At 62.9% G+C, this 14,158-nt stretch carries 11 protein-coding genes; 8 read left to right on the forward strand and 3 right to left on the reverse strand.

The window, feature by feature from the left end:
• The first annotated feature begins 327 nt into the window (after positions 1 to 327).
• The 3 genes from QZX93_RS07905 (at position 328) to QZX93_RS07915 (ending at position 3,212) form a co-directional block, all read left to right on the forward strand.
• Positions 328 to 1,635 carry a hypothetical protein gene (locus QZX93_RS07905; protein WP_295394498.1) on the forward strand — a complete coding sequence of 436 codons (1,308 nt, stop codon included), beginning with the start codon at positions 328 to 330 and terminating at the stop codon, positions 1,633 to 1,635.
• 513 nt (positions 1,636 to 2,148) lie between these two features.
• Complete coding sequence (locus QZX93_RS07910) at positions 2,149 to 2,838, forward strand: glycosyltransferase family 2 protein (protein WP_295384884.1); 690 nt, start codon at positions 2,149 to 2,151, stop codon at positions 2,836 to 2,838.
• Positions 2,835 to 3,212, forward strand: coding sequence for a GtrA family protein (locus QZX93_RS07915; RefSeq protein ID WP_295384887.1), 378 nt, complete (start codon positions 2,835 to 2,837; stop codon positions 3,210 to 3,212). Before QZX93_RS07910 ends, QZX93_RS07915 begins: the two co-directional genes overlap by 4 nt.
• A gap of 237 nt (positions 3,213 to 3,449) precedes the next feature.
• Here QZX93_RS07915 and QZX93_RS07920 read toward each other — a convergent pair whose 3' ends face one another.
• Complete coding sequence (locus tag QZX93_RS07920; RefSeq protein WP_295384889.1) at positions 3,450 to 4,685, reverse strand: SPOR domain-containing protein; 1,236 nt, start codon at positions 4,683 to 4,685, stop codon at positions 3,450 to 3,452.
• 15 nt (positions 4,686 to 4,700) lie between these two features.
• Positions 4,701 to 6,242 carry an O-antigen ligase family protein gene (locus QZX93_RS07925; RefSeq protein WP_295384891.1) on the reverse strand — a complete coding sequence of 514 codons (1,542 nt, stop codon included), beginning with the start codon at positions 6,240 to 6,242 and terminating at the stop codon, positions 4,701 to 4,703.
• A gap of 246 nt (positions 6,243 to 6,488) precedes the next feature.
• On the opposite strand from QZX93_RS07925, the gene QZX93_RS07930 reads away from it, so the two are divergent.
• From QZX93_RS07930 to QZX93_RS07945, 4 genes are all read left to right on the forward strand, one after another.
• Positions 6,489 to 7,256 (forward strand): polysaccharide biosynthesis/export family protein, encoded by a 768-nt coding sequence (locus QZX93_RS07930; protein ID WP_295384893.1) that lies wholly within the window; start codon positions 6,489 to 6,491, stop codon positions 7,254 to 7,256.
• A gap of 182 nt (positions 7,257 to 7,438) precedes the next feature.
• A complete protein-coding gene (locus tag QZX93_RS07935; RefSeq protein WP_295384895.1) occupies positions 7,439 to 9,769 on the forward strand; it encodes a polysaccharide biosynthesis tyrosine autokinase in 2,331 nt (776 codons plus the stop codon).
• A 45-nt stretch (positions 9,770 to 9,814) separates the two neighbouring features.
• On the forward strand, positions 9,815 to 11,143 hold the full coding sequence (locus QZX93_RS07940) for a hypothetical protein (RefSeq protein WP_295384897.1): 1,329 nt from the start codon (positions 9,815 to 9,817) through the stop codon (positions 11,141 to 11,143).
• Positions 11,144 to 11,655: 512 nt separating this feature from the next.
• Positions 11,656 to 11,967: a hypothetical protein gene (locus QZX93_RS07945; RefSeq protein WP_295384899.1), complete on the forward strand. Its 312-nt coding sequence runs from the start codon at positions 11,656 to 11,658 to the stop codon at positions 11,965 to 11,967.
• Positions 11,968 to 12,093: 126 nt separating this feature from the next.
• Here QZX93_RS07945 and QZX93_RS07950 read toward each other — a convergent pair whose 3' ends face one another.
• Positions 12,094 to 12,954 carry a CpsB/CapC family capsule biosynthesis tyrosine phosphatase gene (locus tag QZX93_RS07950; protein ID WP_295384900.1) on the reverse strand — a complete coding sequence of 287 codons (861 nt, stop codon included), beginning with the start codon at positions 12,952 to 12,954 and terminating at the stop codon, positions 12,094 to 12,096.
• Between the two features lie 204 nt (positions 12,955 to 13,158).
• Here QZX93_RS07950 and galE point away from each other — a divergent pair, with 204 nt between their 5' ends.
• The gene (galE, locus tag QZX93_RS07955) at positions 13,159 to 14,157 is read left to right on the forward strand and encodes a UDP-glucose 4-epimerase GalE (protein WP_295384901.1); all 999 of its coding nucleotides are present in this window, start codon (positions 13,159 to 13,161) and stop codon (positions 14,155 to 14,157) included.
• The last annotated feature ends 1 nt before the right edge of the window (position 14,158 follow it).

Here is a 14,158-nt window from a genome sequence, read left to right on the forward strand (position 1 = left end):
CCGTGAAAGTCGTCGCAAGCCAATGTCGCTGAAGTATTTTTCACGCAAAAACGACAGGAGAGCGCAGGAGTGCCCCGTTAGCCTGACACACTTTCATGTTCAGGGGTGGCAGGCACACCTTCCATGGCCGTTAGCCGGTCCGGCGCGCAGGCACGACTGGTTTTCCTTGGTTAGGTCGGGAACCGCCACCGGCTAAAGCCTCGACCTCCGGTTGAGGATAGACCTTCGTTGGCCGGCACGACGATCAAGGACGAAAAATCATAGTGCTGACAGCTTGGGTGTACGATGAAAAGGTTTTGGCAAATTTATTTACACAGTTCTCCTTGGTTGATCTTTCTGCCTTTTTTGTTTTTATTTGTTCTTATTGTGCTGTCGTTTCATGCTGACGCGATGCACGGCGATGGCGCGAGGTATAATGAATTCGCAAATAATTTATTAAACGGTTTCTATTCGGCGCCCGCGCCTGATATTAACTTGTGGAGTGGCCCTGGATATCCGGTTTTCTTGATGCCTTTTGTTTTTTTTAAGATGCCTTTGGTCTCCATGACCTTGGCGAATGCGTTTTTTCAGTATTTTTCGATTATTTTGTTGTTTTATGCTGTTAAGGAATATGCGTCGCGACAGAAAGCTTTGTTTTTTTCTTTCTTGTGGGCGTGCTATTATGTTTCTTATCAAGAGCTCTACTCTATTTCGACCGAGCCTCTTGCTTCATTTTTGACTGCGCTTGTCGTTTACCTGGTTGCGAAATCGTTCAAGTCCGGCTCGGCTATAGGTTTTCAGTTTTTGCTGGGTGTGGTTATTGGCTACCTGGCGCTGACCAAGATCATTTTTGGTTATGTGATAGTGATTTTGCTTTTTATTTCATTTTTATTATTTTTTTTTAAGATCGAGCCCGCTAAGAATAAAAAATTACTTTTCATTCTTTCGCTGGCCTTTGCTGTCAACGTCCCGTATCTATTTTATACTTATAGCCTAACTGGTAAGGCGCTATATTTCGGTAACTCCGGAGGGCTTTCGCTCTATTGGATGAGTACGCCGTTCGAGGGTGAGTTTGGCGATTGGAATAATGAGTCGTTTACCGCGAATTGCGGTTCCGCTGCAAGTGCCTTATGTAACGCTGCCAGCTTTGCGAAAAACCATCAGGCAGATATTGATTACGTGAGTCAATTTAGGGGGGTAGAACGCGACGATGCGCTTAAGCGGATCGCAATCAATAATATATTGACCCATCCGGTAAAGTACCTAAGGAATTGCCTGTCGAATGTCGGCCGTCTTTTTTTTGGAGTTCCGAATAGCTACATTTATCAGCGGGAAGAGACTTTAGTTAGGTTTCCTCCGAATAGCATTATTTTGACGATGATGATTTTTTCTATAATCGCCACGATCTATAACTTCAAAAATATTCCGCTCGAAATAGGCTTTGTCGTTACTCTTATTCTAGTCTATCTATTTTTGACCACTCTGGTGAGCGCTTATCCGCGGCAGCTCTATATCGTTGTTCCCTGGTTGTTGTTTTGGTTTGCTTTTGTTGCTGAAAAGTGTGTTGTTATCAAGTTCGATATGGCCAGCGATAGAGAGTCGATCGGCAAGGGTCGAGCTGATTGGCGTCGAAACTCAGCGGCTGTCGGGGGCTGACCTTGATCATCGGTTCTTGATCATAACTCCGGCCGCCGGCGCTCCCGGCGCAGAGCGCCTCACACATGCGTGACTCCGCTGGAGAGACTGGGCAAGAATCGGTGTCGTGTCGTGTCGTGTACGCTAGCGCCTGGGAGCGCCGACATTCTGTCGGCCAACGCGCCGCCGGAGGTTCGCGGTTTCGCGGTTAAGCGCAAGGGGCGTTGTTTTCGTGAGGACCCAACGGCGCTTCGCGCCGTCGCCGACAGAATGTCGGCGCTCCCAAACGCCACAGGGTTTGGTGTCTGCGAATACTTGTCCAGTCTATGGAGCGGGCTTGATCGTCGTTCTGGCTGGCCTCTCTATTCTGCGCGTTCGTACTGACTGAGAGATATACTTGTGGGAGCTCGTCGCGGCCGGGGGCCGCTCCTACGGCGGTAGGGGCGGCCCCCGGCCGCGACGTATGTCGCGTCGGAATATTACGAGCGCCGCGCGGGCGGCGCTGGATGCTTCATCGCAACGGGTTCCGATACCATGAAACTCACGATTGTCATTCCCTGTTATAACGAGCGGGACACGATCGAGTCGATCGTCGACGCGGTGCGTCAGTCGGCCTATCCCGATAAGGAAATCATCGTGGTGGACGACTGCTCGGACGATGGCTCACGCGATGTCTTACGTGAAAGAATCGCGCCCAAGGTCAATCAGATTCTCTATCATGAAATGAATCAGGGGAAAGGCGCGGCCCTGCGGACTGGTTTCAAGGCGGCCACGGGCGACATCGTCATCGTCCAGGACGCGGATCTGGAATATGATCCGCAAGAGTATCCAATCGTTCTCAAGCCCATTCTGGATGGAAAAGCGGATGTGGTCTACGGTTCGCGCTTTATGGGTGGGAATGCGCATCGCGTGGTCTATTTCTGGCACCGTGTCGGCAATGGCTTCTTGACGCTGATGTCGAATATGTTCACGAATTTGGATTTGACGGATATGGAAACCTGCTACAAGGCCTTCCGCCGTGAAATCGTCCAGGGGATCGAGATCGAGGAAAATCGCTTTGGCTTCGAGCCTGAAATCACCGCCAAAATCGCGAAGACGGGATGCCGGATCTACGAGGTAGGCATTTCTTACTATGGCCGTACTTACGCCGAAGGCAAGAAGATCGGTTGGCGCGATGGGGTACGGGCCTTGGTCTGTATCTTTAAATACAATCTACTGCGATGAGAGTTTTCCGCTATTTTTTTGTCGGCGGCGCGGCGGCTGCCGTCGATATCGGGCTGTTTGGGCTGTTGGTCAAGGGGGTTGGGCTGCCCTGGTTTCCGGTAGCCGTTGTGAGCTTTGGGCTGGCGACGGCGGTCAATTACTTTCTGTCCATTCGTTATGTCTTTGACAGTGGTGTCAGGTTCGCTAGCCACCACGAGGTGCTGCTGGTGTTCGTTGTCAGTGCCGTCGGCCTGGCGATCAATCAGGCCGTCCTGTGGGTGTTGATTCAATATACGCCGGTGGATGTTCTGTTAGCCAAGATGGCGGCGACCGGCGGTGTGTTTTTCTGGAACTATGGGGCGAGAAGCAGGTTTATTTTCAGGGCTGTCGAATAACAGATCGGTTTGGGGTGCGGCGCTGGGCGGCCGCGATCATCGATGCGGCCACCGACACCCTTGGCGCAGAGCGCGCGGTACCTGAGTGACACCGCTCGCGCGGTGTGACGAGCGCCGGGTGAGAGGCTGCTACCGGAATCATGCTCAAGGTCGCTGGGCGTGTGTCCCTTCTTAACGTCTTGATGATTCATCGGATCATAAAATCTCACCGTGATCCGTCGCGGCCTGGGGCCGCTCCTACCGGAGTTGCCCGAGGGGTTCGGACGCGATGACGGGCGGTTGTTTGCCGGGCGCGAAGGTGCGGACAAATGGGCGCAGCCGTTTCAGGTTGGCTGGGAGGGCGTTGAGCGCCTCGCGCGCTTGGGCCTTATCGGTGAATAGGCCGGAGATTATGATGACCCCGGCGCGGGTGGTCTCGATATGGATGCGCTGCGGGTCAAGCGCGTGCTCTGCGATGAATGCGCGGAGGTCGCGGCGGGGCACGGCGGCGATCTGGATGCCATAACTGACTTGCTCCAAACTCGGTTGGTCGGCCGCGGCCGGCGGGTCCGGGACCGGTTGAGCCAGCGCCGGTGCCGGGGGCGGTGCGGGTGGGTCGGTGGTCGCCTGCTGTTCTTCGTGAGGCGGCGGCCGATCTGCGGCGACCTGGGGTGTCTCCAGAGCGTCGAGCCGCGCGGTGAGTCGCAGCACTTGCACCTCTAGCTCGGCCAACCGCTCGGGGCGCTCGGGGGCTGGTCGGCGATCGGGGGCGGCCGGATCGGGGCGCCAGGCCGGTGGCGGTTGGGCCGAAGCCGCAGGATCCGCGGCGGTTGGTGCCGCGGGCCTGGGGCGGGGGAGGGGGGCGTCATCGAGCCAATGGGCGGCCAGCGCGGCGGAGGCGATGATGGCCAGGAGCAGTGCCAGGTTGGTCCGGCGCCGCAGGGCCTCGAGCTGGCCTTGCCACCAGTCGCGCTCGGCGGAGTCGAGCCGGTGAATCTCCAGGCGCGGCGCCTCGCCGGTGGCCGTGCTCGTCGGCAGGTGGGCCGGTGTCTGTGCCGGTGCCGGGGGCGGGTCGGGCCAATCGCTCGGCCGCGCCGGCTGGGTTCCGGTGATCCGGATGACGGTGTCTTCGAGTAACCGGCGGTGCGGTTCGGCATCGGGGGCCGCCAGGAAGCCATCGAGCAGGGCAAGCAGTTGCTCGGCTTCGCTGCGGGTACGGGCGAGTGTGTCGTCAGCCGCCGCCTGCCGCGGTGCGCCGCCGTCGGCCTCGGCGCTGGCCGGGGCCGCCGCTGCCAACTGCCGCCCGACCTGCTCCAGGTAGCTGGCGATCTGTCGGGTGAGCCGCGTCAGGGTCGCGGCGGCGTGGGCGTCCCGCGGTGCTGCTAACAGGAGTCGGGGCAGGCGCTCATGCAGTGCCGCGAGGGCCGCGGCGGTCGCCGCCCGCGTTGTCGGGAGGTCGTTGGGGCCGATCGGCGGTGCGGGCGGTTGGTTCACGGTGCAAGCGCTCGCTCAGGCGTCGAATGGGTTGCGCGGCCGACGATCGGCGACCGGTGCATCTAATGCACGAGGCGTCGTCGGCGCGCTCGCCATCGCCTGCATGGTCCTGGTGCGGCGCTCGCGCCGCTGCTTGCCGTGAGTCACCGGTAGGCGCCCGGGTGGGGCGAAAAACAGGCCGGCCAGGAAGGCGAAATAGCCAAGATTGGCGGGGGTGTGGAGGTTGTAGTCGGTGAGGCTGTGGCCGAGCAGGAGGGTCAGCCCGACCCCGGCGCCGATCTGAATACAGCGAAACTCCGACCACTCGACCCCGTCCATCAGTCGCGACCACTGGCGCGCGCCGAGCCCCAGGAAGAGCACGAGCAGCGCGGGCGCCCACAGGCCGGTCTCGTAGAGCGCCTCGAGATAGTCGTTATGCGCGTGCGGGATGAACCATTGTCCCAACTCTATGGGCTGGTTGATCAGGTAGGCGTCCGGGTAGGTGCCGGGCCCGCTGCCGAGCGGGAGCAGCCGGCCGGCGCCATCGAAGGTGGTGGTGGCGATCGACCAACGCGCGTCGGCGACCAGGGCGCTCGTGGAGAACCGATCGAGCACCGGGGCGAGCCCGAGTGCGGCGGCGAAACCGACGGCCAGGGTCAGGAGCCGTCCGACCATGCCGAAGGTCTCACGGCTGCCGACGTAGCGGGCGAAGAGACTCGCGGTGAGGACGATCCCGAGCATCGCCAGGACGATACCGCTGCGCGAGCGGGTGAGCACGATGCCGACCAGCAACAGCATGGCGAGCAGGACCAGGGCCTGGCTGGGGCGCCCGCCGGCCCGCAACATCCCGATCAGCCGCTGGCGCCGGCTGCGGCTGGGGCGGTCATGGCGCGGGGTGCGCCCGAGGTGGAACAGGAAGAGTGCGAGCGCGAGCGGGAACACCATCTCGAGCATGCCGGCGAGATGATCGCGATTGCGGAAGGTCCCGGAGGCGATGTGGCTCAAAGGGGCCAGCCCGGCGATCCCGTAGTCGACCCCGGTGCTTTCGCCGGCGAACTGGAACAGGCCGATCAGCACCTGGAGCAGCGCGGCGGCGAATAACAGATAGACTAGGCGCCGGGCCTGGCCTTCGGCGAGCGTGCGCGTCCCCAGGTAGATACCGATCGGGATGAGGGTGGTGAGCCAGGCGGTCTCGGTCGCGAATGGATGTATCGAGAGTGTACGCCCGGCCTCCAGACCCTGGCCGGCGACCAGGGCGATGGCGTTGCGATAGCGCTCGCGTCCGCTCAGGTGTACGAGTAGCCAGTCCGGCCAGGGGACCAGATAAAGGACGGGGAGCAAGAACAGTGCGCCCAAGAGGACGCCTTCGACCGTGCTCAACCCGGCGCGCTGCGGTGGTTGCCAGAGCGCCAGTCCGATCAGGATGAGTCCGAGCCACTCCAGCAGCAGGCGTGGCAGTGGCTCGATCCCGCCGCTCAAGAGCGGGGCCACCAGGATCAGGATGGCGAGTACAGCCTGGATGAGGTTGGTGCCAAGACCTGCCGTGGGGCCGTGAAGCGAGCGTGTGTCTGACGTCAAGATGGGTGCTCTGAGAGGGGTGCGCGTTAATAAACCGTGAAAATGCCTGGGCACTGGGGCTCCGTTCAAGGGTAACGGACACCAAAGGGGCGATGGTCAATCCGGACGGTTTGATGTTAGCCTGCTGTGTTCACTGATAGCCAACGTTCGTTGCACATGAATCAGCTATTGTCCGCCTCTCCCCTGCGCATGCCCACTACACGAATCATAACTTTTCTGCGGACCTGGCGCAGCCTTGGCTTACTGATGCTGGGCGGATGGCTGGTCCTGCTCCTGGGCTGTGAGACGCACCCCGGGTCCGCGCACTGGGGCGAGACGTCGACCGTGGGTGCTGCGACCGCGACGGTCGCGGGGCAGGCGGTGCAGCCGCCGCCACCGGGTGCCCAGATGATGCCGGCCGTGGTCGGCCCGCCGCCGGACCCAAATCCCGCGGACCTCATCTATCGCATCGGTCCTTACGACACCTTGCGGGTGGACGTGTTCGGCGTACCTGAGCTGTCGGCCGACGCCGACGTCAACCTGCAGGGCCTGATCGTACTCCCGCTGATCGGCCCGGTGTCGGTCAGCGGTCTGACGCCGAACGAGGCGGAGGCCGCGATCGTCCGGCAGCTCGCCGGTCGCTATCTGCGTGACCCCCGGGTGACCGTCTATGTCAAGAGTTCGGCCAGTCTCAACGTGACCGTCTCGGGTTGGGTGGGCAAACAGGGCGTGCAGCCGATCCAGGGACGCAAGACCCTGAGCGACATCCTGGCGCAGGCCGGCGGGGTATCGCCGATGGGCAAGAAAGGGCAGGTGGTGCTGTACCGTGGCAACGAACCCGGTCGGGCGTCAGGCGATGAGCGCGTGACCGCCTATGTGATCGATTATCAGGCGATCCTCGACGGCAAACTGCACGATCCGCTGGTGGTGGGGGCCGATCGGATCTATGTTCCGGCCTCGGGTGTCGCGCTCTTCTTCAGCCCGATTGCCAATGTCCTACAGACCTGGGTGAGGCCCTTTATCCCGTTACCCTAAAGATCGGTCGTCTCGCCGGCCTTGCTGATCCCGCCTTGCCCGCGCGTTGGTCATCGCGGGGCTGCTCGCGGCGGGGCGCCGCGCTGCCCCATCGTGGTCGACCCGACGATCGAGGTGGTCGGGGCCGCGGGCCAGCCCGTATACTTCCACCCTGAGCTCTTTTTGTGAAGATTGCTTAATCTATGTCGACGCAGCATCCCGATGCGGGGCCTGGTTATCCGCTCCAGGCGATTCCAGGCGGACGCGGACCCGCACCGCACTCACTGGCCGCGATCCATCCGTTCGCCCCGGGCCTGATGGATGATGAACCGCCGTTGGACCTGCGCCGCTATCTGGCGATCCTCGTCCATCGCAAATGGTTGCTGGTGTTCTCGGCGATCCTGGCGCTGATCGGCGGTCTCGCCTTCACCATTCGGCAGACGCCGATCTATCGTGCCACCGCGGTGGTGGAGGCGCGGCCGCCGGCGAGCAATCCATTCGGCTATAAGGACTACTCGTCCTTTGTCAGTTCACAAAACTTTGCCGGCGATCAGATTCAGATCTTGAAAAGCGCCGCGCTGGCGCAACGGGTGGCCAAGAGTTTCGGGATCGCTCCGCCGAAGGCGGCCGGTGGTACCGATGCAGGGGGTTTTTTTGCCGAGCTGAAGACACAAATGGCAGGCTGGTTCGCGCGGCTCCAGGGCCGCTCGCCGGCCGAGCTGTCCGCTACCCCCGCGGATGATCCTCAGGTCGTTCAGCGGGCGGCGCTCGAGCGGGCGATCCGGGGCGGACTGAAGATCGTGCCTATTCCAGATACGAATATGTTGAGCCTCTCCATCGACGATGGGGATCCCCGGCGCGCCGCCGCCCTGGTCAATGCGGTGGTCAAGACCTATGTGATGCTCCACGGCGAGCAGCGCTTTCAAGATTCGACCAAGACGCAGGCCTTTTATGATGCCCAGGTCCGTAAGACTCGCGCCGAACTCGAGGACATGGAACATCGACTCATTGCCTATGCGCGCGGCAAGGACCTGGTCAATCTGGATAACCTTTTGGAATATAAAGAGAAGGAGTACAGTCAACTCAAGGCCCAACTGTTCGACGCCGAGCAACGGTTGTTTCAGGCCGAGTCGAAATTCGTCACCATGCGCGAGTCCGGTGGCCATTCCGGCGAGGACTTCCTCAACAGCCTGGTGATTCAGCAGTTAAAGACCCGCCGCGGTCAGCTCGAGGATGAGTATCAGCTCAAACTCCAGGTGTTTCTGCCCGATTATCCGCAGATGGTGCAGTTGCGCAGTCAGATCGATGCGATCGACCAGCAGCTCAAGGACGAACAGAATGCGATCGCCAAGGGTGTCGAGGTGACTTATCAGGCGATCAAACGCGAGAAGGAGGGGACCGAGCGACGGGTGGCGCAGGCCCGGGATGCGCTGATGGCGATTCGCGATCAGACCGCCGACTATCAAGCGCTCAAACGCGAACACATGGCGCTCGAGTCGGTCTATGCCGGCCTGATGGAGCGGATCAAGGAGGCCGGGATCGTCGCCAATGTGGGCAGCGACAATGTGTCGATCCTGGACCTGGCCAGCGTGCCCGACTTCCCCTATACACCGAACTTGAAGCTGAATTTGATCGTGGCGCTGGGCCTGGGGCTGGGCCTTGGGGTCTTGCTCATCGTCCTGCTCGAACAACTCGATGATTCAGTCAAATCCGCCGAGGAAGTGGAAAGGCTGGTGGGTGCGCCGATCCTGGGTAGCATCCCATTCGTTGGCGAGAAGCGGTCGACGCGCGATGCCGGGGGCCAGTTATCGATGACGGTATTGGGAGACCCCAAGGCCCCGTCGGCGGAGGCCGGTCGTTCGCTACGCGCCACGCTGCTGTTTGCCACCGCGCAGGGGGCACCCAAGGTCCTTCATTTCACCAGTTCAGCCCCGGGCGAGGGCAAGACCACCGCGACCGTCTGCGCCGCGCTGGCGTTTGCGCGCAGCGGGGCGACCGTGCTTTGTATCGATGCCGATCTGCGCAATCCGTCGCTGCACCGTCTCTTTGACCTGCCCAACAGTCAGGGTTTGAGCAATTTTCTGGTGTCCGATATCCAGCCCGCCGAGATCGTCCAGGTCGCCGATACGGAGGGGATGTTTGTCGTCACCAGTGGTCCGCTGCCGCCCAACCCGGTTGAGCTGCTGTCGAGCCGCAAGATGTCGGAGCTCCTGCGGTTGGCGGCCGAGCGGTTCGACTATGTCTTTATCGACAGTCCGCCCGTGTTGGGGCTCGCCGATGCCCCGATCCTGGCGAGTCTCGCGGGGGCGACACTCTTTGTGGTCGAACAGGGGCAGACGCGCAAGGTGGCGCTGGCGGACAGTATGAAACGGCTGCGCGCGAGTCAGGCGCGGGTGCTTGGCGCGGTCTTGCAGAAGGTGGGCCGGAGCGGTGGCGGCTATGGCTATGGCTATGGCTATGGCTATGGCTATAAATACAACTATCAGTACATGTATGGCTATGGGCAATCGGCCCGCGAACTGGAGTCGGTTTGATGTGCCGCCGCGACCCTAGTCATGGGCCGGCCGGTATCCGCTGAAATGATGGGTTCCCGGCAGAGTCTGTGGCGAGCTGTCCTGCTACTAGGCCTGGCCGCCTTGGCCTGGCGGATCACGGCCGTGGGTGTGGCCGGCCGTGCGGTGGGGACCCTGGACACCGTCGGCGAGGCCGCAGCGCGTCAGGCGCTCGACTGGTATCCTGGACAGGCGGCGGCACTGTATCGGCTGGGGGTCGGGTCGCTGCGACGCGATGGTGGGGCAGCCGAGCGCCTGCTGGCCGCTGCCTATCTGCACAATCCGACCGATCAGCGTGCGCTGGTAATGCTGGCTGGGATTGCGCTGGGGCGCGGTGAGTCGGGGCGCGCCGACGCGCTGGTGGAGCAGGCGGGCGTGCTGCGCCCGGTCGATCCCTGGGTGCAGCAGGACCTGGGCCGCTATTGGTTGGAACGGGGCCAGCCGCAGCGGGCGTTCCAACACTGGGCGCTGGCACTAGAGGCCAATCCCCGGTTGTCATCCGCGCTGTTCGCGACCTTTCGGCAACTGCTGAAGGAGCCCGCGATGCACGATGCCTTTGCGTCGTTGACGCGCGCGCCGCCCCCTTGGTGGAATACGTTTTTCACGGATACGGCGAAACGTGCCGAAACCGTGGAGAGCGTTCGCCAGCTCTACCGGATGCGGCGCGAGTCGACCGAGGTACCCTTGACTTACCCCGAGCGTCAGGCCTATTTTGAGCGCCTGCTGCGCGATGGGCTGATCGAGGAGGCCTATCTGGCCTGGGCCAACAGCTTGAATGCGGAACAGCGACAACGGCTGGGGCCATTGTTCAACGGTGGCTTCGAGGGGTCTTTGACTGGACTGGGCTTTGATTGGCAGGTCGGCAAGGTCGATCGGGCGGAGATCGCGCCTGCCCACGCCGAGGGGGACGACCGTCAGGCCTTGCGCTTGCGCTTTCGGCTCTTGCGGGAGCCCTTCGACCAACTGGCCCAGCCGTTGTTCCTGAGCGCTGGGGCCTATGCGGTGGCGGGGTCGTTCCGTAGTCGGGACCTGATGTCTGAGGGCGGCTTCCGGTGGGTGGTGCGCTGTCGCGCTCCTGCTCAAACCCTGCTTGGCGAGAGCGCGCGCATCTTTGGTGCCGAGCCCTGGACGCCGTTCAGGTTCGAGATTGAGGTGCCCGGCGACTGTCTCTATCAGGAAATTCGACTGGTTTCAGCCGATGCGTCGGGGCTGGACAAGACCCTGACCGATGGCGAACTCTGGTTCGACGACATGTCGATTCGGCGTATCGACGGCCTGTCGCCCGAGGCGCGGGCGAGCATTGAGGGGCTGCGGGCAGAGGAGCAGGCCGCCGAGAAGAAGCCTGGTGGTCATTGATCGGGAGGCTGGCCGATCGATCCGCGCTGTGCCTTGTGCCTTGTGCCTTGTGCCTTGCTCCTTGACGCTTGAAGGTTGATACCTGGCCGATTGGATGGGACTTGCGTTTCAGAGCGGCAAGTGTTTGTGCCAACATATTGTTTGATTGAGGGTCTTGCGCATGTTGAAATCTCAAGGGTTATTGGCCGCGATGGGTGCGGCGGTGAGTCTGGCCTGTGCGTTCGGACCGGCGGGCGCGGCGGATGTCGTGGGTCGACTCCTGCCGGTCAAGGGCACCACGATGATCTCCGCCGGTCCGCTGTATGTGCCCGGAACCGAGGGTATGTCAGTGCATGTCGGGGATCGGCTGATGGTCATGGAAGGGGGCAAGGCCCTGCTTCAGTTCGCGGATACCTGCCAATTTGAGCTCGGCGAAGACTTGATCCTCAATGTGGGGGTGCGCAGTCCCTGTGCCCTTGGTAGCGGGGGCGAATATCGGCCTGAGCTGCGGGGAGTCGCGGCCCTCGCCATGAATGAAAAACAAGTCACGCAAGTGGCGCAGGCTCAAGTGGTGCCGCCTCCCGCTAACCGGGAAAATGCTGGTGCTGGTGGTGCTGGTGGTGCTGGTGGTGCTGGTGGTGCTGGTGCTGGCGGTGCCGGCGGTGCGGGTGGCGCCGGTGCTGGCGGCGTCGGCGGTGCGGGTGGTGCCGGTGCGGGTGCCGGTGCGGGTGCCGGTGCCGCGGCTGGCGCGGGTGCCGGTGCGGGCGCCGGCGCTGGCGGTGCCGCTTGGCTGGCTGGCGGTCTTACGGTCGGCGGGCTTTCGACGGCGGCGACGGCTGGGCTGATCGTTGGCGGCACCCTTGCCATCGGTGGCGTCGTGGCCGCAGTTGGCGGTGGCGGTGGCGGTAGCGGTGGCACCATCCCACCTAGCGGCGGCACGACACCGACACCGACACCGACACCGACACCGATCAGTCCATAGTTAAAACGCGGTGGAGGTCCCGGTTTCCAGTTGTGCGCGGGGCGAAAAAACGCCCCATCAGACGGCCCAGGCGTGAGCCGCCGACCGCGGGTTCGGGGGTGTCGGCGAGTGCCGGTGGGGGGGCGACACCCAGCGGATCGCGGTCGTCGAGGATGGCCTGGGGGCGGTCATGCACCAGGCGTTGCGCCTCGGCGGCGCCGACCCAGCGTTCGGCCGCGCGGCGCCCCTCACCGATCCGCGGCGGTCGGTGGATGTCATCGTGGGCGTCGCTGGCCAGCAGATGTACCAGCCCGTCGTCGAGCAAGCGTTCCGACCAGCGGCGTGCGCCCTTGCCGAAGCGTCCGGTCACTGCATCGGCGGTGAGTTGGATCCAGGCGCCCTCAAAGACGGCATTCACAAACCAGCCATAGGTGTCCTCGCTCAACCATCCCAGCCGCTCGGGATGGGTGATGACTGGCACATAGCCGGCCGCCAGTGAGTCGTCAATGAGGCGTTCAAAGGCCAGTGGGACGACGACATGCGGCGGCTCGAACAGGAAGTAGCGCGAACCGTTCAAGGTGGGCAGCCGGCCGCTGCGCAGACCCGCGACGAGTTCCGGGACGATCTGGATATCGGCGCCGTGCGTGACCTTGAGCGGGATGTCGGCCGCGTGGAGCTGATCCGCCAGGCGGGCGACGCGCCGCCGGATGTCGCTGCCCTCGTTCTCAAACAGGTTGGGATAGATGTGCGGCGTGCAGGCGGTGGTCGTGATGCCCTCGGCAACCGCGAGCCGGGCCATGGCGAGCGACATGGCGAGCGAGTTCGAGCCGTCGTCGATCCCCGGGAGTAAATGGCAGTGCAGGTCGATCATGGGATCCGGTGGGCCCTCTTGGGTGAATCTGGTGGGGGAGGCGGGTGGCGGCCTGGGACCGGCGCTCAACCGCTGTACTAAGGTCAAGGTGGCGGCAGTATTCCGGTTTTTCCAGTTCGCCGCAGCGCTGCCGGCATCCGCGGGCCGCTACGCCGACCGCAGTTGCCCGAGCATTGAGTTAAGCAACGTCAGGCGTAGAAATTAATGACTCCAATCCTTGTTACCGGTGGCGCCGGCTACATCGGCAGCCACACCTGTAAGGCGCTGGCGCGCGCCGGCTATCTGCCGGTGGTCTACGACAATCTGGTTTACGGCCACGACTGGGCGGTCCAGTGGGGGCCGCTGGAGCGGGGCGACCTGCTGGACGGGGCGCGGTTGGCGGCGGTGATCGCGCGTTACCGCCCGGTGGCGGCGATCCATTTTGCCGCCTATGCCTATGTCGGCGAATCGGTGACTGATCCCGCCAAATATTACGCTAATAACGTCGGCGGTACACTTAGCCTGCTGGCGGCCCTGCGCGCCGCCGCGGTCGGGCGCCTGGTGTTCTCCAGCACCTGCGCGACCTACGGGGTGCCGGAGCGCCTCCCGCTCGACGAGCGCCATCCGCAACGCCCGGTGAACCCCTACGGTCATTCCAAGCGGATGATCGAACAGGTCCTGCGCGACTACGACCGGGCCTATGGTCTGCGCTCCATCGCCTTGCGCTATTTTAATGCCGCCGGGGCCGACCCGGACGGCGACCTCGGCGAGGATCACACGCCGGAGACCCATCTGATCCCCTTGGTGCTGCGGGCGGCGCTGGACCCCGCCGCCCCGGTGTCGCTCCACGGGGACGATTATCCCACCCCGGACGGCACCTGTATTCGCGATTACATCCATGTGTCCGACCTGGCGGATGCCCATCTGCGCGCCCTGGCGGCGCTGGAGCGCAGGGCGCCCACCGCGGCCTATAATCTCGGCACTGGCCGGGGTCATTCAGTGCTGGAGGTCCTTGCTGCCGCACGCCGCGTGACCGGGTGCGACATCCCGGTCGTCGTCGGCCCGCGCCGCGCCGGCGATCCACCGGAACTGGTGGCCGATGCCGCCTTGGCTGGTGTCGAGCTTGGTTGGCAACCCCAATTCACCGACCTCGAGGCCACCATCGCCACCGCCTGGGACTGGGCCGGAAAACACCCATCGCCAGCGGTCGCGCGCGGCCCGTGAT

This window comes from uncultured Thiodictyon sp., from assembly GCF_903946935.1.
Taxonomy (GTDB): Bacteria; Pseudomonadota; Gammaproteobacteria; order Chromatiales; family Chromatiaceae; genus Thiodictyon.